16 protein-coding genes and 1 tRNA gene are annotated in these 17,526 nt (G+C 51.8%); 10 read left to right on the top strand and 7 right to left on the bottom strand.

Annotated elements, in window-relative coordinates; genetic code table 11:
- Positions 1–104 precede the first annotated feature (104 nt).
- The 8 genes from APT89_RS05780 to APT89_RS05745 all read left to right on the top strand — a co-directional run bounded on the left by APT89_RS05780 (position 105) and on the right by APT89_RS05745 (position 8,563).
- Positions 105–1,178, top strand: coding sequence for a catalase family peroxidase (locus tag APT89_RS05780; RefSeq protein ID WP_041911124.1), 1,074 nt, complete (start codon positions 105–107; stop codon positions 1,176–1,178).
- Positions 1,175–1,738, top strand: a complete 564-nt coding sequence (locus tag APT89_RS05775; RefSeq protein ID WP_060571909.1) for a cytochrome b — start codon at positions 1,175–1,177, stop codon at positions 1,736–1,738. Before APT89_RS05780 ends, APT89_RS05775 begins: the two co-directional genes overlap by 4 nt.
- Before the next feature lie 427 nt (positions 1,739–2,165).
- On the top strand, positions 2,166–2,660 hold the full coding sequence (locus APT89_RS05770; RefSeq protein ID WP_028012099.1) for a molybdopterin-dependent oxidoreductase: 495 nt from the start codon (positions 2,166–2,168) through the stop codon (positions 2,658–2,660).
- A gap of 17 nt (positions 2,661–2,677) precedes the next feature.
- Positions 2,678–4,615, top strand: a complete 1,938-nt coding sequence (locus APT89_RS05765; protein WP_048957578.1) for a putative bifunctional diguanylate cyclase/phosphodiesterase — start codon at positions 2,678–2,680, stop codon at positions 4,613–4,615.
- A gap of 239 nt (positions 4,616–4,854) precedes the next feature.
- On the top strand, positions 4,855–5,112 hold the full coding sequence (locus APT89_RS05760) for a YjhX family toxin (RefSeq protein WP_028012097.1): 258 nt from the start codon (positions 4,855–4,857) through the stop codon (positions 5,110–5,112).
- 10 nt (positions 5,113–5,122) lie between these two features.
- On the top strand, positions 5,123–5,869 hold the full coding sequence (locus APT89_RS05755) for an SAM-dependent methyltransferase (protein WP_060571908.1): 747 nt from the start codon (positions 5,123–5,125) through the stop codon (positions 5,867–5,869).
- 137 nt (positions 5,870–6,006) lie between these two features.
- Positions 6,007–6,861, top strand: a complete 855-nt coding sequence (locus APT89_RS05750; protein ID WP_047363906.1) for a GIY-YIG nuclease family protein — start codon at positions 6,007–6,009, stop codon at positions 6,859–6,861.
- 895 nt (positions 6,862–7,756) lie between these two features.
- A complete protein-coding gene (locus APT89_RS05745; RefSeq protein ID WP_060571907.1) occupies positions 7,757–8,563 on the top strand; it encodes a DUF4225 domain-containing protein in 807 nt (268 codons plus the stop codon).
- Here APT89_RS05745 and APT89_RS05740 read toward each other — a convergent pair.
- From APT89_RS05740 to proB, 4 genes are all read right to left on the bottom strand, one after another.
- Positions 8,560–8,874 (bottom strand): hypothetical protein, encoded by a 315-nt coding sequence (locus tag APT89_RS05740; protein WP_041911130.1) that lies wholly within the window; start codon positions 8,872–8,874, stop codon positions 8,560–8,562. The two genes, APT89_RS05745 and APT89_RS05740, sit on opposite strands and share 4 nt — an antisense overlap.
- A gap of 641 nt (positions 8,875–9,515) precedes the next feature.
- Positions 9,516–9,588 (bottom strand) — tRNA-Thr (locus APT89_RS05735).
- Positions 9,589–9,699: 111 nt separating this feature from the next.
- Complete coding sequence (gene proA / locus APT89_RS05730; RefSeq protein WP_060571906.1) at positions 9,700–10,953, bottom strand: glutamate-5-semialdehyde dehydrogenase; 1,254 nt, start codon at positions 10,951–10,953, stop codon at positions 9,700–9,702.
- Positions 10,954–10,964: 11 nt separating this feature from the next.
- Positions 10,965–12,068, bottom strand: a complete 1,104-nt coding sequence (proB, locus tag APT89_RS05725; protein ID WP_014882684.1) for a glutamate 5-kinase — start codon at positions 12,066–12,068, stop codon at positions 10,965–10,967.
- Positions 12,069–12,373: 305 nt separating this feature from the next.
- Here proB and phoE point away from each other — a divergent pair, with 305 nt between their 5' ends.
- On the top strand, positions 12,374–13,426 hold the full coding sequence (gene phoE / locus APT89_RS05720) for a phosphoporin PhoE (protein ID WP_028012086.1): 1,053 nt from the start codon (positions 12,374–12,376) through the stop codon (positions 13,424–13,426).
- Positions 13,427–13,538: 112 nt separating this feature from the next.
- Here the strand turns inward: phoE and crl are convergent, their stop codons facing one another.
- The 3 genes from crl to gpt all read right to left on the bottom strand — a co-directional run bounded on the left by crl (position 13,539) and on the right by gpt (position 15,805).
- Positions 13,539–13,940 (bottom strand): sigma factor-binding protein Crl, encoded by a 402-nt coding sequence (crl, locus tag APT89_RS05715; RefSeq protein WP_008500249.1) that lies wholly within the window; start codon positions 13,938–13,940, stop codon positions 13,539–13,541.
- A gap of 57 nt (positions 13,941–13,997) precedes the next feature.
- Positions 13,998–15,242: an esterase FrsA gene (frsA, locus tag APT89_RS05710; RefSeq protein WP_028012084.1), complete on the bottom strand. Its 1,245-nt coding sequence runs from the start codon at positions 15,240–15,242 to the stop codon at positions 13,998–14,000.
- Between the two features lie 104 nt (positions 15,243–15,346).
- Positions 15,347–15,805 (bottom strand): xanthine phosphoribosyltransferase, encoded by a 459-nt coding sequence (gene gpt, locus APT89_RS05705; RefSeq protein WP_003863205.1) that lies wholly within the window; start codon positions 15,803–15,805, stop codon positions 15,347–15,349.
- A gap of 260 nt (positions 15,806–16,065) precedes the next feature.
- Between gpt and pepD the strand changes: the two genes are divergently transcribed.
- On the top strand, positions 16,066–17,523 hold the full coding sequence (pepD, locus tag APT89_RS05700; protein ID WP_045630671.1) for a cytosol nonspecific dipeptidase: 1,458 nt from the start codon (positions 16,066–16,068) through the stop codon (positions 17,521–17,523).
- The last annotated feature ends 3 nt before the right edge of the window (positions 17,524–17,526 follow it).

Genomic DNA, 17,526 nt, shown 5'->3' with positions numbered 1-17,526 from the left:
ATTATAAAAAAATAATCGCCTCAACTTTATCCCTGTATTGATGCGTGGCTCGCCGATGTTCGTGCGCGTGACAGGTATTATTCTTTCACACTGGAAAAACGTCTATGTCTAATGTGGATTTACGATCCAAAAAATCCTGGGGAGCGCTGGCCATCATCGCCGCGATCGTGGGCGCGATAGCATCCGCATTTGCGTGGACGGCGGGTTGGATCGGTTCTCGCACCACCAGTCAGGCATTAGTCTCGGAAACACCAACGCCGTTTCCTCCCGGATTTCGCCGGGCACACGGCAAAGGAATGTGTTTTACGGGAAACTTCATTCCAACCGGTTCAGCAACGTCTTTGTCAACCGCGCGCCTTTTTTCCCAGCAGCATACCCCTGTTGTCGGACGGTTTTCCATCGGCACTGGCGACCCCCACGCGGCGGATAGCTCAACGAAAACCCTGAGCATGGCCCTGATGTTCAGAACAGACGATAACCAGCAGTGGCGTATGGCAATGAACAACGAACCCTTCTTTGCGACCCGGGACCCTGAAGGATTTCTGGCGCTGCACCAGGCAACCGCGCCAGACCCGGCCACCGGCAAGCCGGATCCACAGCGCCTCGCGGCATTCTTAAAAGCCTATCCGGAAGCAGAGAAATACCTCAAATGGGCGGCACAAAAGCCCGCCCCCGGGAGCTTTGCCGGCGCAACGTTCTACAGCATTAACGCCTTTTACCTCGTGGACGGTCTCGGAAATCGCCAGGCGGTACGCTGGATGATGCGCCCGCACGATCCTTTTGTGTCGCTGAGCGAGGAGCAGCGCCAGAAGGCCGATCGCAACATCATGTTCGAGGGCGTCAGCCAGAGGCTTGCTCAGAAGCCTCTCTACTGGGATTTTGTTCTGCAACTCGCCCAGCCGGGCGATCCGGTGGATGACCCTTCCCGGCCGTGGCCTAACGATCGCAGGCAGATCGTGGCCGGTACGCTGGAAGTGGCGCGCGTCGAAGCCCAGGCTGACGGTCCGTGCCGCGACGTTAACTTCGACCCCTCGACGGTTCCTTCGGGTGTGAACGTGTCTGACGATCCGGTGTTAAACGCGCGTTCTGCCGCGTATTCACACTCCTTTAGTCGCCGGGAACGGGAAATTGGTTACGGCAAAGCCACCGAAGCTGTTGAAAAGCAGGAGGTAAAATGAACCCGAATCAAGAACATGGAAAAGCGCCGCAGCATTTCAACGCCCTGGCAAGAGGACTACACTGGCTAATAGCGGCGATGATTCTTGCCATGCTGTTTATTGGTACCGCAATGATGACGACGCTTCATCACCGGATTGCGCTTATCGACCTGCATCGCCCTCTGGGGATTGCCATATTACTGCTGGCGCTGCTCCGTCTGGTGAACCGACTTCGTAGCAAGACGCCCCGGCTGCCTGCTGATTTACCCTTCTGGCAAGTGCTTGCGGCTAAAGCGTCGCACTGGCTGCTGTATGCGCTCATGCTGGCAATGCCATTTTTGGGCTGGGCGCAGCTGTCGGCAGCAGGCTTGCCCGTCGTCATGTTCGAGGGATTTAATCTCCCACCGATTTTGCCAGTAAGCCCAACCCTTTTCGCCTGGTGCCACGATGCGCATAGCCTTCTGGCAAAACTCCTTTTTGCCGTGGTGCTATTACATATTTCTGCTGCATTAGTACATGCCTGGATCTACCGGGATAGCGTTTTTGCCAGCATGACGAAAAGCGGCAACCAGAAAAATTAAATAAAAAAATGGCCTTTTTATCCGTTCTCGAATAAAAAATCGCCGGAGTGTGATAATTAAACGGCACAATTAGCGCGACATATAAATTGGCGAAAAATAACCAGGCGTCGTTGTCCCGGTAACCTGCAGTCTGGGGCATCCGACGTTATGGTTAGCAACGCTGCCCGTGCGATGCCTCGTGCGCGTCAATAAAAAACGATCGTTTTTTAGCCGAAAGCGACTTTATTCACATAATGGTCGCGTACTTAAAAAAAGAAGCACTCCCAGTGCTGTCAAACCCGCTCACACCAAACCACTTCAACTCGATGATTTTAAAGCAGTTTCCTGCAACGCATATCCAAAAACGGTAGCGTCTCAACAAAATACATAAACTAGTAGGATAACTAAATTATAATTCATATACTTCTGTGCAAAAGTGGAGGCCATAATGCGATTAATCCTAATGCTGGTGTGCTGTCTGGTTCAGAGTTTAGCCTGGGCGGGTGAACTGCCGAAACCCGCCGGAAAACCCATTTTGACGATTTACGGGAATATAGAAAATACTAACGAAGATGGAAAAGCAGTGTTTGATCTCGCAAGCCTTGAAAAACTCGGGATGGTGAGTTTCGAGACGACATCTCCCTGGTATACGGGCAGGACGAAGTTTGAGGGGGTTCCAATGAACAAACTCATGGATTATGTTGGAGCAAAGGGTTCTGTCGTTAATGTTATTGCCCTTAACGATTACGCTACCGCTATTCCTCTCAGCGATTTTAAGAAGTATAACGCTATTCTTGCCTTAAAGATTAATGGCGAATATATGCGTATCCGCGATAAAGGTCCATCATTCATTGTATACCCTTATGACAGTCTTCCTGAGTTGAATAATCAAATTTATTACTCGCGTTCAGCATGGCAGGTTAGCAAAATGAAGATTGAATAGCAGTTCAGGAGAACATAATGAACAGGATACTGGTTGGTATCATTTTTTCTCTTTTTATCACGACGGGATATATTGCATTTCTTGTTTACGATCGTCAGCAAGAGCTGCAAAAACTGACTCACTACACTGAGTCCTGGTCCGTGGCTCAACTGGTATCAGAGTACTACCGATTTGAATCATGGCTTGGTCTATACGCAACCGATACCGATGACGTTACGATAGACCAGGCCCGCATGCGTCTCGAAATTATGCTCAGCCAGGGCGAGTTACTGAACGGGGGAGACTTAGGCCGCTATATTGAGAGCGATAAAACGCATCAAGAGATCGCTGCACGCCTGAAAGAAATACTGGCGTATCTGGACAGTAACCTGGAAAAAATGAGCCATGAAGAATTAAAAAAGTACCTGGCAAATATGCACCTGCTCGACGCGCCGCTCAGTCAACTGTCTTCAAGCGCATTAACCAAAGATATTAACACAATTAATGAATCCAACCATAAAATACAGATCCTATATTATATTTACTCTGTACTTTCGTTACTTCTGGTGATATTAAGCTTTATTCTGGGGTTCTTAATGATCTATCAGAATAAAAATATTCTTAAAGCCCACATGCAGGTTAAAACCCTCGCTGACGAACTTCAGCGGTCAAAAGAAACGCTGCAAATACAGAATTCGAAGCTGGAATATGATGTGTATCATGACTCCCTTACCGGCATGAAAAACCGTCTATTCTTCTGGGACGATCTCAATAAAATTACCCTTCAGGCAGATAAAAACCATACCCCTGTCACGGTGATGTTATTTGATCTAGACCGGTTCAAAGAGGTCAACGATACCTATGGCCATGACGCCGGCGATTTACTGTTGAATCAGGTATCCCGACGGCTTACCTCAATGAGTAACGCGACGGATACGTTTTACCGCCTGGGCGGTGACGAATTTGCACTTCTCTCCAGCGGCCTGACCGAGAACGCGGCGGTTTTGCGCGCCAAAGAGATCAGCGCTCACATCAGTCTGCCCTATACGATCAATAACCAGCTGATAAAAATTGCCACCTGTGTAGGTATCGTTTTATCTGATAATGAGCGGCGCTCTGATTATCTCTATAAATTTGCCGATCTGGCCCTCTACGAAGCCAAAAAAGAGGGCTCACAGCAGATAAAAGTCTTCCGTCAGTGGATGCTGCAGAAGCTGCAGGAAAGCAGAACCCTTGAGCATGATATGGCTCTCGCGATCAGCAACCATGAATTCGTTGTTTATTACCAGCCTATTGTCGATTCATTCAGCAATGAAATTTACGGCTATGAAGCGCTTATTCGCTGGATACACCCGGTAAAGGGGATTTTGTCGCCTGATTACTTTATTTCTGTTGCTGAAAAAACAGGAATGATCAATGAGATTGGCAAAAATGTGCTTGAACTTGCCTGCCGGGAGGCCGCTTCCTGGGCGGTTCCGGCCAGAATCTCGGTAAACGTCTCACCTGTTCAGCTGGGGACTAAATCATTTACTGCAATGGTTCAGTCCATCCTGAAAGAGACAGGCTTGCCGGCCAGCCGCCTTGAGCTGGAAGTTACGGAGTCTTCGCTCTTCAGTGACAGCAACACGCCACTTACTATTCTCAAAAAACTCAGATCGCTGGGGGTAAAAATCTCCATTGATGATTTCGGAACGGGTTATTCTTCGCTCTCGAGGCTGAGTGAACTCAATTTTGATAAAATTAAAATTGATAAATCCTTTGTGAATCCGATATCCACCCAAGACGATGCGCTTAATATCGTTAAACTGATAACCGGCATGGCGAAGAGCCTCAATATGCGGGTCATTGCAGAAGGTGTGGAAACCGAAGCGCAGCTTGAACGGCTTCAGGCGCTGGGCTGCGATCTCGTGCAGGGCTATCTGTTCGGAAAGCCACAGGCTGAAATCGATAAAAATATAAAAAACGGTACAGTGTGATCTTACCGGGATCACACTTTTCACCCCTGGGTATATACATACAATGACCGGGTGTTATCATTCACCCCGTAAATACCTTTCAACTCAATCCGAGGCTTTGATGCTGGAGAATGTAATCATCCGATAATCAGCTCCCCGACCTTTTCAGGCCGGACTGATTATCAATGCGCCTAAATCGAATGCGGACACCGCTGTGTGTTTGCACGTTTTGCACATGATGATTAAACAGGTTTTCCAGTATGAATTTATCCCGTCAGGAACAGCGTACCTTACACGTTCTCGCCAAAGGTGGCCGTATTGTGCACGTCCGCGATACGTCCGGCCGCGTCACCGCCGTTGAATGCTACAGCCGCGAAGGGCTATTGCTCAGCGACTGCACCCTCGCCGTCTTCAAAAAGCTCAAAACCAAAAAGCTGATCAAATCCGTTAACGGTCAGCCCTACCGCATCAATACTACCGGGCTGAACAACGTCCGTGCCCAGCCTGATAATCGTTAAGGAGAGGATGATGGATATCCCACGCATATTTACTGTTAGCGAAAGCGAACACCGCATTCATAACCCCTTCACGCCAGAAAAGTACGCCACGCTCGGGCGCGTGTTACGCATGAAGCCAGGCGCGCGCCTGCTCGATCTCGGCAGCGGTTCGGGAGAGATGCTTTGCACCTGGGCACGCGATCACGGAATTACCGGTACCGGCATCGACATGAGCCCGCTCTTTACCGCGCAGGCAACGCGGCGCGCAGAGGTGCTCGGCGTCAGCGAACGCGTCCATTTTGTGCATAACGACGCGGCAGGCTACGTGGCTGATGAACAATGCGACGTGGCGGCCTGTGTTGGCGCCACATGGATTGCGGGCGGCGTCGCCGGGACAATGGACCTGCTGGCACAAAGCCTTAAGCCCGGGGGAATCATGCTCATCGGTGAACCTTACTGGCGACAGGTTCCCGCAACGGAGGAGACGGCTCGGGCTTGCGGCGTCTCCTCCACCGCAGACTTTCTCACCCTGCCCGACCTTGTCGCGTCTTTCGATCGCCAGGGCTATGACCTGGTCGAAATGGTGCTGGCAGATCAGGAAGGCTGGGACAGATACGAAGCTGCGAAATGGATGACCCTGCGCCGCTGGCTGGATCAAAACCCCGACGATGATTTTGCACAGGAGGTGCGCGCGGAGCTGACGGCAGCGCCTAAGCGCCATGTGGCTTACACAAGGGAATATATTGGCTGGGGCGTGTTTGCGTTAATTGCACGATAGGAGGGAGTGGCGGTATAGCCTTTTGGGGCTATACCGGCCTTAAGCATGAAGCGCTCAGCATTGTGAACGCTGCGCTACGCCTGGCATGAAAAAACTTCTATCATTGCTTTTTCCGTTACCGCATTCACAGGCGCTTTATGGACACCCCTTCTTTTCTCTATTTATTGCTTTTCCCGGCCAAAAAGATGATGAAAGTGGGTAAAGCCAATAATATCTATAACCGCATTCAGTCGCTAAAACGGGTCTGGGGCGATGTGGATTATGCCCATTCTTACCGCATTGCGTTACCGCAGTCCGAGGTCTTTAAGCTGGAAAAAATGCTGCATTTTCTTTTGGCCAAATATCAAACGGGCATTGATGCCGGCGACGGCTATACCGAGCTGTTTTCCATTGAGGCGCTGGAGCCCGCCATTAAGCATATTCATTACGTCATTGAGCATGGGGTCATTGATGCTCAGCTCCTTCAGGGAATCGAAAAGCCGCAGCTTCGGCCCGGCAAAAGCGCGGCGCATCGCCACGCGAAAATGAAAAAGCGGTCAGATACTATGATTAACAACGTTGTCAGGGTGACGGAACAGTTCAGCAGGATAAATCGTTTACTGCTTATCTTGCTATTTAAGCAACACCGCCTTCGTTATCAATATGACATTGAAGGTAATACCATACTTTTTCGGATAGCAGACAACCGTACTGACCAACGCGATGCTCACAAAATAATGCGCATGTTCAGCTTTTTTATTGAAGACTTCAGATACTTGGGAGGGACCAACTACTGCTCGGGGGTCTTTGGTGAAGGCACGGTCACGCAATACAACGTGGAGTTGATTTCAGGCGACCATGACGCACATCCTCTGGTGGCCTATCTCGCCTCGCAAACAGAGCGCTTGTTTAATAAATTGCCATCGCGATCGGCGTTATTAATGGAAGATCTGCCGATACTGGAATCGAGCCGAATCCTGCGTAGGGTATTACAGAATGATGACGAGGATTAAGTTGCTTATGCGGCGACACTTAATGCTATTCAAGGGCAAGACGACGTACTGTCATCAAGACAGATGCCCTCTGGTGAATCCTGTATCGCGCTGTGGGAAGTCATGGATTATCGGTACGCCAGTATATCTGGTGCTAGAAATCGCCGCTGAGGGCTTCTGGTGAAGCGTAGAAGGGATTGATGGGACTGCATGCGCTGGTGTGGAAAAAGATACGCATCTATGACCGCCAGGACGGGAGAATTTCGCCAGGTGAGGGTAGACCTTCTACCCGTTGTGGTAACGTCGCCGTAGTGGCTTTGTATCTGCTGGTGAATAGAAAAGTATGCTTTTATGGCGTTTAATGCTCTGGCAGAATCAAAGGCCTGAAACCTGAAGTTGTGGGGTGACCAGACAAACTCATCCAAAATCCTTGAACAAGTAAACTCACCTCAAATCCTCCCGAATGCTATCCTTCTGTTGATCAAATCGCTGTTGTATACCCCGCTTCACGCCAACGCGCCGAAAAGCAATACCTGACCAAAAAAGCCAAGTACTTATAAGATACAATATGTTAAATGACTGTACAATTATTAAACAGATGCACTTCAAAACATCAAGTTATCTCCCTTGCGTCAGCCCAAAGCAGCATTGTGTAACTGCACTGCTTGTTGCAGTGAGGCGTGTCGCTGAAGGCATCACGTAGCGATTTTTGGCGAAGAAAAACGCTTTTCACCGAGGGCCTGGGCTGACGGTCTAGCAGATCACCAACAGAGCCGGGGATATTTGAACAGGAGAATGTAAACTGGAAGGATAAAGCAACGGGACACCCACGGGGGCGTGTTGTGAAAGTATTTCCTGTTATCTTCGACCTTATTGCACGTAAAATGACCAGACACATTTTGGGAAGGAGTCTTTAATGGATATTGCGCTGCTCAACAGGGGCTGGAACAGAACATGGTCAGATACCATGGTAAATCTGGAAGCCCGGAAACTCGTCGAAACTGCAAATCGGCTATCAGCATTCTATTTGCAAGATGGGATAACACGTATCAAGTTTGTCGAAGAGATAAAACAGGTTGTAGATAAAGAATTTGAAACAGCACGACGAGCTAAAACCGATGAAGAATGCATTGCATGCATCAAAAATCTTCGTGCTGAAACAGATAATCTGCTTGAACAAGAGCGTCTGTTAAAAACCAAGTCCGCACAGCTTTACGCGAAGGTTGAGTTTGTTAAGGAAAATAATAAAATCGTCGGATACGTGATTTCAGCTATTCACATTGTGGTTTCTGGAATGGCAATTGCTGGCGGTGCGTTGATGGTCGCAACGATGACACCTTTAGGTATGCTGGCAGGGGCTATCCTTGTAACAGATGGCATTAACGGTCTGTCAAAAGAAATCATTCCCGGTATATATGGAAAACAATATAAAACAGAGGGATTTGTGGCTGATGGCACTATGGAAGCGGCCCAGTTTATGGGTTTCAAGCCTGAAACAGGACTTGCGATTTATAACGCTATTACGTTAACTGCAAATGTATATAGCATCTTTGGATTAGCCAGAAGACCCGAAGCATGGAGGCTATTTAAATGGATGCCCCGTGATTTCTATCGCAAGGTCGATACGATGAGCCGCCCAAAATTAACAATGAAAATAGTAGGTTATGGACTTAAGGCCAAAGTAATATTTGACCTGCTTTCTACTGACACATCGAACCATTAACCTCTGAATTTTCTCCAGAACCGCCAGGATTTGTAAGAAAGGACTGGCGGCTGAATAAATGCAACGATGACTATTGCGATCAGAATTGATATACCACCACCCACGACGGTTTCTTTCGCAGAAAACAACACTAAAATGATAAAAACCATCAGACATGCCGATGTTATCCATAAAACAACCCTGAATCGATTAGCCAGATCCTGAATCGCTTCCCCCAAGGTTCCGCCGTAGCTTTCAACGTTGTTTTTTATCTTCTGCAAATCCGATGGTGTAAACCCTGAACGTAACAAAGCCTCATCAGTCACTTTCATACCGTCTCGTCCCTTATCTTCCAGAAGTGTTTTCCCAATCGCTGATTGTGCAAGCAATCATACTGATGAACTTTACAGCAATCCACATGATGTTTGTGCAATGTGTCAGATTTCAGACAATAGCATCCATAAAGCCCCGTTAGTGGTACAAGCAACAAGCGGAGCGTAGCGACTTCATCAGGCCAACCTGGTTGGTTTCGCTTTGCGAAAGTCACCAGTGACCAAATCAGATTGTCAGAGGGATCACACCTTATCAGGGTGCTCGTGTACCTTTCGGAGCGTGAGCGAAGCGCTGGCAGAGCCTGCATGTCGTGTGCAGGTACGTTTACCACTATTCACCTGTTTACGTGGCTCATACGGCCACACATCGGGCTTAAATGCGTGTGATCAATCTGTTTCGGGAGGTTTTAGAGACGTTAGCAGCGTCATCAGCTTCGAGTTGATAGCGGTTCGTGGGGACTGTTCACGCTTTGTACCTGTTCGAGCTTTACAACTACAGGCCGCTACGTGCTAACTTCCCTGAATAGCCACTGTTAACCATAGCGGCAACTGTTGGTCATAGAATCCCTTAAAAAAAGACTGTACCTTGAGAGCGACAATCGTCTTAATTCATTGCTTTTTAAAGGATTTTGTTGTGTGAGTGCCGATAATAGGAGTCGAACCTACGACCTTCGCATTACGAATGCGCTGCTCTACCAACTGAGCTATATCGGCCCTGAGAGGCCGGTTACGAGTGTAACCACGGGGCAAAAGGTTAGATCTAACCGGGTGATGCGTCAATGCCCTTTTGAATCAAACGGCTATTTTTGCATCACCCGTAACTATTTACGCACGAATCGTATCGTCACCGAAGCCGATCCACTTATAGGTGGTCAGCGCTTCAAGGCCCATCGGACCGCGCGCGTGCAGTTTCTGCGTGCTGACCGCCACTTCTGCGCCAAGTCCGAACTGGCCGCCGTCCGTGAAACGGGTGGAGGCGTTCACATATACCGCAGAGGAATCCACTTCATTCACAAAGCGATCGGCATTGCGCAGCGTACGCGTCAGGATCGCGTCAGAATGCTGCGTGCCGTGTTCACGAATGTGCGCAATAGCGTCGTCGAGATCCGCAACCACCTTCACGTTCAGATCCAGCGACAGGAACTCGTCGTCGTACTGCTCCGCTTTTACGGGAACCACACTAGCCGGGCCACCCTGGAGCAGCGCGAGGGCATTGGTATCAGCGTGCAGCGTCACCCCGCTCTCCGCCATCTGTTTGCTCAGGGCTGGCAGGAAAGTACTCGCAATCCCCTGGTGCACCAGCAGCGTTTCCACGGTGTTACAGGTGCTTGGACGCTGGGTTTTGGCGTTGACGATAATCTTCAGCGCTGGGTCAATTTCGGCGCTGTCGTCTACCACGATATGGCATACGCCGATGCCGCCCGTGATGACCGGAATGGTCGACTGCTCACGGCACAGCTTGTGCAGGCCCGCGCCACCGCGTGGGATCAGCATGTCGATGTATTTGTCCATGCGCAGCATCTCGTTGACCAGCGCGCGGTCAGGGCTCTCAATCGCCTGCACGGCCCCCGTCGGCAAACCGCACTCTTCCAGCGCCTGCTGGATGACTTTCACCGTCGCGGCGTTGGTGCGCCAGGTCTCTTTCCCACCGCGCAGAATGGCGGCATTACCGGTTTTCAGGCACAGGGAAGCGACGTCAACCGTCACGTTTGGACGGGCTTCATAAATCACGCCGATGACGCCGAGCGGCACGCGGCGACGCTCCAGACGCAAACCGCTGTCGAGCAGCCCACCGTCAATCACCTGTCCTACCGGGTCGGCCAGGTTACAAACCTGACGAACATCGTCGGCGATACTTTTAAGACGCGCCGGGTTCAGCGCCAGGCGGTCGAGCATCGCTTCGCTCAGGCCGTTTCGACGCGCTTCCAGCAGATCCTGCTCGTTGGCAAGCAAAATGTCCTGAGACTGTGCTTCCAGATAATCAGCGATTTTTTCCAGCACGCGGTTTTTCTCGCGGCTGGAAAGGAGCGCCAGTTTGTAAGAGGCGGCCTTCGCGGCTGCGCCCATTTGTTCCAGCATGTTCTGGCTCCTTAACGAATAATCATGTCATCGCGATGCACGGCAACCGGGCCATATTCATAGCCCAGAATAGCGTCGATCTGCTGCGAGTGGTGGCCCGCAATGCGGCGCAGGGCATCGCTGTTATAGCGGCTTACGCCATGCGCGATGTCGCGACCTTCAAGGTTACGGATGCGGATCACTTCACCACGGGAGAAGTTGCCTGTCACGCTTTTAATTCCTTTAGGAAGCAATGAACTCCCTCGTTCCAGAATCGCCGCGGTTGCCCCTTCATCAACGGTGAGTTCACCGGCAGGCGGCGCGCCAAAGATCCAGCGCTTGCGGTTTTCCAGCGGGGATTCCTGGGCGTGGAAGCGGGTGCCAACGGAAATGCCTTCCATCACGTCGCCAATCACGCCAGGGCGGCTGCCCGCGGCAATGATGGTGTCGATACCGGCGCGGCACGCCACGTCGGCGGCCTGCAGCTTGGTCCCCATCCCGCCCGTTCCGAGGCCGGACACGCTGTCACCGGCGATGGCGCGCAGCGCATCGTCGATACCATGAACATCGGTAATCAGCTCGGCTTCCGGGTTGGAGCGCGGGTCGGCGGTGAACAGCCCCTGCTGATCGGTCAGAAGCAGGAGTTTATCGGCACCGGCCAGGATGGCGGCCAGCGCAGAGAGGTTATCGTTATCGCCCACTTTTATTTCAGCGGTGGCAACGGCATCGTTTTCGTTGATAACGGGAACAATATTGTTGTCCAGCAGCGCGCGCAGGGTATCGCGGGCGTTCAGGAAGCGCTCCCGGTCTTCCATATCCGCACGCGTCAGCAGCATCTGCCCGACGTGAATACCGTAGATAGAGAACAGCTGTTCCCAGAGTTGAATGAGTCGGCTTTGTCCCACGGCGGCCAGCAGCTGTTTAGAGGCGATCGTCGCGGGGAGTTCGGGATAACCCAGGTGTTCACGCCCGGCGGCAATCGCCCCGGAGGTCACAATCACAATACGGTGCCCTGCGGCATGCAGCTGAGCGCATTGACGTACAAGCTCAACAATGTGGGCGCGATTTAGGCGGCGCGATCCGCCTGTTAACACACTGGTACCGAGTTTTACCACCAGCGTCTGGCTGTCACTCATGATTCTCTGCCGTTCAACGATAAGGGAAAGTAATGTCGAACGAACGTTTTAACAGGAGTCAGCCCGGTTGCCAACTGCCTTAGTGCATCACCAGGCACTTTGTTGCGCGGGATCAGGAAGCGTAGCGGCAGAATTTGACAAATTTATTACCGTAATAATAAATCACAGTTTTTTAAAATTATTCTTAGTTTGTCATAAAAGTTTCATTCCAGAACGATAAAACCCTTCCTGTTTTTTCACGGGACTTAAGCATCAGCTTATCGTCCAGCGAATTTTTAAAGCGCGTTTATAAGACAGGATCGAAAATGAAAAAGAGCACTCTGGCATTAGTGGTTATGGGCGTGGTGGCTTCCGCATCTGTTCACGCAGCAGAAGTTTATAATAAAAACGGTAATAAACTGGACGTGTACGGCAAAGTGAAAGCTATGCACTATATCAGTGATGATGACACCAAAGATGGTGACCAGACTTACGTTCGTTTCGGTTTTAAAGGCGAAACCCAGATTAACGATCAGCTGACGGGCTATGGCCGTTGGGAAGCTGAATTCGCAGGAAACAAAGCTGAAAGCGACTCCTCGCAGAAAACACGTCTGGCGTTCGCCGGTATTAAACTGAAAGACTTTGGTTCACTGGATTACGGCCGTAACCTGGGCGCGCTTTATGACGTCGCGGCATACACCGATATGTTCCCTGAGTTCGGCGGTGACGGCCTGGCACAGACCGACAACTTCATGACGAAACGTGCCTCCGGACTGGCCACCTACCGCAATACCGACTTCTTTGGCATGGTAGACGGTCTTGATATGACCCTGCAGTACCAGGGCAAAAACGAAAACCGCGACGTGAAAAAGCAGAACGGTGACGGCTTTGGTACGTCTCTGGCCTATGACTTCGGCGGCAGCGATTTCTCCGTCATTGGTGCTTATGCCAGCTCCGATCGCACCAACGCGCAGAACCTGCAGGCGCGCGGTGAAGGTAAAAAAGCCGAGGGCTGGGCAACCGGTCTGAAATACGACGCGAACGATATTTACCTGGCCACTATTTATTCTGAAACCCGCAATATGGCCCCTATCTCCGGTGGTTTTGCAAATAAAGCGCAAAACTTCGAAGTGGTTGCACAATATCAGTTTGACTTTGGTCTTCGCCCATCCGTGGGTTATGTACAGTCCAAAGGTAAGGATATCGAAGGCATTGGCGACGAAGATATCGTGAAATATATTGACGTGGGCGCCACGTATTACTTTAACAAAAACATGTCCGCGTTTGTTGATTATAAAATCAACCAGATTGACGACGATAATAAGCTGGGCGTGAGCAGCGATGATATCGTTGCTCTGGGTGTGACATATCAGTTCTAAGATTATCCAGATAAGAAAATCCCGGCATATAAGCCGGGATTTTTTTGCCCGAGATAAATGCGGTCTGATGCCCTCACCCCGGCCCTCTCCCACAGGGAGAGGGAGAAAACCATTACGCGGTCAGCTTCACCGCTTCGCTGGAAAAATCATCCGCTGGCTCGAACTTAAGGTCCAGGGTGGCCAGCAGTGCGCTCGCTTTGTCGTGGAACTCTTTCAGGGTATATTCCAGGCGATCGATCACTTCCTGATCTTTAATGGTGGTCGCCTGCCAGTTGCCGTCTTTATTAAACAGGCCAAACTGGTAGCTATACGTAAAACGTTTCTCCTCTGCTTCCATTTCCATCCACCAGCCCCAGAATTCACGTTTTTCGGGTGCAGGCTTCACGTTGACGCAAACAGCCAGGCAGTCGAAAAAAAAGCGATTCTCTTCACACTGCTCTTCTCGAATATACGGGCCGAGAGCCATAAATTTCTTAATCAGCCTACTTTTCGGGTGTCCACTCGGTAACGTCATTGCGATCTCCTTTTGTGAAGCCACTGTTTTACCAAACCAGCGAAATTTAGCAATCTATTAACACACTCTCTGGGCGATCCAGCGCGTGATCTCTTTCAAGGCTTTGTCAAAATTCTGATACACCGGGCTGAACGGCACCTCAAGCAATTTGCCATCCGCAGATGACGAAGTGATTAAGCGTGACTCTTCCTCCGGGCTGAACGGATCGTTTTTCCAGAAACCGGACAGCATCGGCGTCGGGCAGCGGCGTCCCAGCAACCCTTGCGTTTTTAACGAGTAGCGATTGAGTTCGACGCGCAGCGCTTCGTCTGAGGCATCATGCATGCCAAGGCGACTGGCAAGGACGTCCAGATACATCTCCGGCACGCTGCCCTGACGGGCAGGATCGCTGAGCAGGGCGTGAACCACCGGGCCCAGGCAGGCGACGGCCTTCAGACGTGAAGATTCAAGGTAAGCCAGACGCACCGCAACGTTGGCACCAAAACGGAAGCCGAACGCCGCGACGCGGGTGTGGTCAACCCACGGAACATTTTCCAGCGCTTTAAGCGCATGCTGGTGCAGCAGGCTCGAATCCTGCGTTAACTTCCACTTCGATGAGAATCCAATAGAAGGCATATCGAGCGTCAGCATCGCGATCCCTTTCGGTGCGAAGTAGCGCTCATACAGGCTGTAATAGTCGATTTGCAGGGAATCCAGCCCGCCGCACATTAGCACGGTCGGGAACGGGCCGTCGCCTTCAGGCATGTGCAGGAACCCGGTGACGGGCGCACCGCCCGGAACGGCGAACTCAAGCTCGCGCATCTGACCCGGCAGGCGTTGAGCAGCTTCCTCATAGGCACGATTCGCCAGCGCCTGAGCCTGCTCGGCCAGCTCATCCCCTTTCAAATGCGGATAGGCGGCGATGGCGTAGAGGTTGGCCGCATGCAGCCAGTGCTTGCCGCTTCGCGTGGCATCCTCTTCCTGGCTGGCTTTTTGCTGCCAGAGCATCGCCTGTTTAGACCATTCGTAGATCCAGTTCCCGCCCCGGTAGCCCACCACCGTGTCGTAGAGCTCGCTGTCGGTACGCTCCGACTCGCTCATTACGATACGCGCCTGCACGTCGAGGATTTCACGGGGATCGATACCGCGCCAGATCCACATCAGGCGGTTAATCATGCGATACCAGTGGGGCACGTTTTTACCGTCTAACGCAGACTGGACGGCAGGCATGGTTCCCGGATTAAACCGACGGACCAGCGTCGACGTTTCAGGGTGTTTGAAACGGGGTTTGAAGAGAGTCTCGGTGAGATTCGCCTGCGTCATTGCGTTGCCTCCATGGATACGTCATATAGTGCCCATTGTAACGCGTGGCGGGATAAAAAGAACAACGCCCGGCATAGCCGGGCGTGTAAAGTTACGTACTGAAATTAACGGCCTGAAATAGGCGGTACGAAGACCACGCCCATATCCCACGGCTGTTCAATCCAGGTATCCTGTGGGATATCAATGACGTAATCGTCAACCAGTGGGCGACCCGCTGGCTTAGCGAAGATCGTCACGAAGTGCGCTTTCGGGTACATTTCGCGAATAGCGACCGCAGTACCGCCGGTGTCCACCAGATCGTCGATAACGATGAAGCCTTCACCGTCGCCTTCAGCGCGTTTCAGCACTTTCAGCTCACGCTGGTTATCATGGTCATAGCTGGAGATGCAGACGGTATCGACATGACGAATACCCAGCTCACGTGCCAGCAGCGCCCCCGGTACCAGACCGCCACGGCTGACGGCAATAATGCCTTTCCACTGTTCGGAAGGCATCAGACGCGCAGCCAGTTTGCGTGCGTGAATCTGCAACATGTCCCAGGTGACGACGTATTTTTCGCTCATGTGAAGTGTCCCAGCCTGTTTTTATACGGCTTAAAAAGTGTTCGAGGGGGAAATAGGTTGCGCGAGATTATAGAGATCTGGCGCACTAAAAACCAGTGTTTAGCGCTCCCTGCCTGAGTTTTTACATGCTTTATGCTACCAGCCAGCAGAGAAAGTGGTATTCTCAGTTGCATCTCGCAAGCCTGTCTTGTGGTAACTATTAACCTGCTAACCCTGTGGCCTGCAACCCTGTTTGCAGCGCCTCGACAAGGAGACTTATCGTGTCTGAACTGTCTCAATTATCTCCGCAGCCGCTGTGGGATATTTTTGCCAAAATTTGCTCCATTCCACACCCTTCCTACCATGAAGAACAGCTTGCCGAACATATTATGGGTTGGGCGAAGGAAAAAGGTCTGCACGCAGAGCGCGACCAGGTTGGCAACATTCTGATCCGCAAACCAGCTACCGCAGGCATGGAAAACCGTAAACCGGTTGTACTGCAGGCGCACCTGGACATGGTGCCACAGAAAAACAACGACACCGTTCACGACTTCACTAAAGACCCAATACAGCCGTACATCGATGGCGACTGGGTAAAAGCGCGCGGCACCACCCTGGGCGCGGACAACGGCATCGGTATGGCCTCTGCGCTGGCGGTGCTGGCTGACGACAGCGTTGAACACGGTCCGCTGGAAGTGCTGCTGACCATGACCGAAGAAGCGGGCATGGACGGCGCGTTCGGTCTGCAGGCGAACTGGCTGCAGGCAGATATCCTGATCAACACCGACTCCGAAGAAGAAGGTGAGATCTACATGGGCTGCGCGGGCGGGATTGATTTCATCTCTACCCTGCCGCTGTCACGCGAAGCGATCCCTGCTGGCTTCCAGACCTTCAAGCTGACGCTGAAAGGGCTGAAAGGCGGCCACTCTGGCGGCGACATTCATCTGGGTCTCGGCAACGCCAACAAACTGCTGGCACGCTTCCTGGCGGGCCACGCGGCCGAGCTGGACCTGCGTCTGGTGGACTTCAACGGCGGCACCCTGCGCAACGCGATCCCACGCGAAGCCTTTGCCACCGTGGCGGTGCCAGCGGCGAAAGCGGACGAGCTGAAAAAACTCTCCAGCGTCTACCTGGATATCCTGAAAAACGAACTGTCGGCGAAAGAGAAGAACCTGACCGTAGTGCTGGAATCCGTGTCTACGGATAAAGCCGCCCTGACCGCGCAATCTCGCGACAGCTTCGTTCAGCTGCTGAACGCGACGCCAAACGGCGTGATTCGCAATTCTGACGTGGCGAAAGGCGTGGTGGAAACCTCTCTGAACGTGGGCGTGGTGACCATGAGCGACGACAGCGCGGAAATTATCTGCCTGATCCGCTCCCTGATCGACAGCGGTAAAGAGTATGTAGTAAGCATGCTGGAATCTCTGGGTGCGCTGGCGGGCGCGAAAACCTCCGCCAAAGGCAGCTACCCTGGCTGGCAGCCGGATGCAAGCTCTCCGGTGATGGCGCTGGTGCGTGAAACTTATCAGCGTCTGTTCAACAGCACCCCGAACATCCAGGTGATCCACGCGGGTCTGGAATGTGGTCTGTTTAAGAAGCCGTATCCGGACATGGACATGGTTTCCATCGGGCCAACCATTACCGGTCCACACTCGCCGGATGAGCAGGTTCATATTGAAAGCGTCGGCCATTACTGGACGCTGTTGACGGAACTGCTGAAGGCGATCCCTGCGAAGTAATTT

The sequence above is a fragment of the Enterobacter sp. 50588862 genome, assembly GCF_001462935.1.
Taxonomy (GTDB): Bacteria; Pseudomonadota; Gammaproteobacteria; order Enterobacterales; family Enterobacteriaceae; genus Enterobacter; species Enterobacter bugandensis.
The sequence above is the reverse complement of the archived record's forward strand: the minus strand, read 5'-3'. Positions and strand labels throughout refer to the sequence as shown.

Excerpts from the sequence above, each read along its gene's own strand:
- gpt (WP_003863205.1), bottom strand. The coding sequence starts at position 15,805 with ATGAGCGAAAAATACGTCGTCACCTGGGACATGTTGCAGATTCACGCA.
- proB (WP_014882684.1), bottom strand. The coding sequence starts at position 12,068 with ATGAGTGACAGCCAGACGCTGGTGGTAAAACTCGGTACCAGTGTGTTA.
- APT89_RS05760 (WP_028012097.1), top strand. The coding sequence starts at position 4,855 with ATGAATTTATCCCGTCAGGAACAGCGTACCTTACACGTTCTCGCCAAA.
- APT89_RS05750 (WP_047363906.1), top strand. The coding sequence starts at position 6,007 with ATGGACACCCCTTCTTTTCTCTATTTATTGCTTTTCCCGGCCAAAAAG.
- APT89_RS05770 (WP_028012099.1), top strand. The coding sequence starts at position 2,166 with ATGCGATTAATCCTAATGCTGGTGTGCTGTCTGGTTCAGAGTTTAGCC.
- APT89_RS05740 (WP_041911130.1), bottom strand. The coding sequence starts at position 8,874 with ATGAAAGTGACTGATGAGGCTTTGTTACGTTCAGGGTTTACACCATCG.
- proA (WP_060571906.1), bottom strand. The coding sequence starts at position 10,953 with ATGCTGGAACAAATGGGCGCAGCCGCGAAGGCCGCCTCTTACAAACTG.
- APT89_RS05775 (WP_060571909.1), top strand. The coding sequence starts at position 1,175 with ATGAACCCGAATCAAGAACATGGAAAAGCGCCGCAGCATTTCAACGCC.
- phoE (WP_028012086.1), top strand. The coding sequence starts at position 12,374 with ATGAAAAAGAGCACTCTGGCATTAGTGGTTATGGGCGTGGTGGCTTCC.
- crl (WP_008500249.1), bottom strand. The coding sequence starts at position 13,940 with ATGACGTTACCGAGTGGACACCCGAAAAGTAGGCTGATTAAGAAATTT.
- APT89_RS05745 (WP_060571907.1), top strand. The coding sequence starts at position 7,757 with ATGGATATTGCGCTGCTCAACAGGGGCTGGAACAGAACATGGTCAGAT.
- APT89_RS05765 (WP_048957578.1), top strand. The coding sequence starts at position 2,678 with ATGAACAGGATACTGGTTGGTATCATTTTTTCTCTTTTTATCACGACG.
- APT89_RS05780 (WP_041911124.1), top strand. The coding sequence starts at position 105 with ATGTCTAATGTGGATTTACGATCCAAAAAATCCTGGGGAGCGCTGGCC.
- frsA (WP_028012084.1), bottom strand. The coding sequence starts at position 15,242 with ATGACGCAGGCGAATCTCACCGAGACTCTCTTCAAACCCCGTTTCAAA.
- APT89_RS05755 (WP_060571908.1), top strand. The coding sequence starts at position 5,123 with ATGGATATCCCACGCATATTTACTGTTAGCGAAAGCGAACACCGCATT.